Raw genomic sequence first — 1,702 nt, forward strand, 5'->3', positions numbered from 1 at the left:
CCTGGAGCGTCTTGCGGCCACTGATCGCCTCCATGGCGACCTTGGCCTTGAACTCGGGGCTATGGGTGCGGCGTTTGCTCATGGGTGGGAGCCCCCTGTCAGGGGCGGTGCCCCGCCTCACAGGTTAACGATGGAGCCTGTCCAGAAAACCCAGACCACCTCACTCTTCATGGACGTTGCTGGCTGGAGCAAGCTTACGGCACACGAGATTCATACCTATGCGACCACAAGACTGCATAATCTTTCGACGACTCTGAAGGACTATGACTTCATTAATACCTGGGGAGACGCGATCGTGGCGACCTTTGATAGCGCTAAAAGTGCTGCCGAGAATGCATTGCGGATCCGAGACTTCTTTGCCAACTCGTACCCAGAGAGCGGTGTGCCATCCGGGTTGACATGCAGGGTTTCCCTTCACGTAGGAGAAGTTATCTCTTGCGATAATGCTCTTCGAAACGATAAGGATATCTTCGGCGAAGCTGTTCACGTGGCTGCGCGTCTTGAGCCCGTCACGATGCCCGGAAATGTTTTTTGCACAAAGCCAGTCGCAGATATGCTTTCAGAAGTTCATGGCTCGGCACCACGTGCGTGGCCAATTGGCCCGCTGGATCTAGCAAAGGACTTTGGCACAGTAGACGTTTATGTTGTGACCGGCCCTAATTCAAGCGACCCTCGTCCGAGTATTCTGCAGGCAAACAACAAATCTAGCAGCTCTAGCCACAGTGAGACTGATGGCCTGCCTGATGAATCCGCAAGCATTCGGATAAAGGGCTGGCTGAATAGGTTGCCTACCAAGCGGTCGGGAGAAGCCATCTCGCTTAAGGAGATTGAGCAGGAGTGCAAGCTTGAACCAGGGCAACCGTACCGTCTACTTCCTAGTCTGGTACCTGGCGGCGAGGGGACGTGGAATATAGAAGGTCTAACCCAGCACGATGTCATCCTAAAGCATAAGCCTCGGCCACGGCAATTACGCCCCAGAGCTTCTTCTTGGTTGACGAACTATTAGTCTGCCTAACATCAAGATCCAGCGGACGGGTGCAAGTGCATCTTGCAACGCAGTTAAAATCTGCCCGCCGCTGATCTGGAGCGTTAGCGATTCAAACTCATGGATTTGTCCAAAACGCCCTAGAGCGAAGATTGGCGCCAGCGGCATAAGGCCATGAAGTGAATCCTTGTGACAGACATTACAGCTCAACTACATAGAGCGTAGTGTTACTAGGATTTTCTTAAGAAAAAAATGGCTTCATGGAGGCCACTCGCGCTTCTCACAATAGTAATAGAGGTGGTTATCATTTGCCTCGCGCCTTCAAGCGCTCAAACTAGAGCCATATCTTTCCTTAGTCCCGATAGAATCGGCTATTATGATCGTGGCAAGCCAGTAGCATGCATTGGCTTTATTGATGATCGGTATGAACCAGGTAAAACCGTATGGGGCTGGAACAACTGCAATGTCCCGTGGGGCAATACGTTTATTGAAACTCGGGACTACTACATTGTCAGAGGTGGGCGGTGGATAAAAGCTGAAGGTGGAATTATTCCAAAAGGGGCATTCAATGCTGCAAGCAAGGGAGATCCCATGTTCATTTGTACGGCTAGGATTTATGGAGGGCCTCCTGAGAAACACCAGATCTTCTGCGCCGCAATGGATCTGAGCAGCTTCTGCCGGTAAAATGTGCGCAAATCGGCCTGTTACGGCCAAATT

The 1,702-nt window shown here is 51.6% G+C and carries 2 protein-coding genes; one reads left to right on the top strand and one right to left on the bottom strand.

The window, feature by feature from the left end; all coding sequences use genetic code 11:
- Positions 1-1,006 (top strand): adenylate/guanylate cyclase domain-containing protein (locus CJZ98_RS17640; RefSeq protein WP_232756601.1); only part of this gene is annotated, 1,006 nt, incomplete at its 5' end.
- Positions 1,007-1,306: 300 nt separating this feature from the next.
- Here CJZ98_RS17640 and CJZ98_RS19235 read toward each other — a convergent pair.
- The coding region (locus CJZ98_RS19235) for a hypothetical protein (protein WP_232756602.1) at positions 1,307-1,702 on the bottom strand (396 nt) is incomplete at its 5' end.

The organism is Vulcanococcus limneticus LL (genome assembly GCF_002252705.1).
Taxonomy (GTDB): Bacteria; Cyanobacteriota; Cyanobacteriia; order PCC-6307; family Cyanobiaceae; genus Vulcanococcus; species Vulcanococcus limneticus.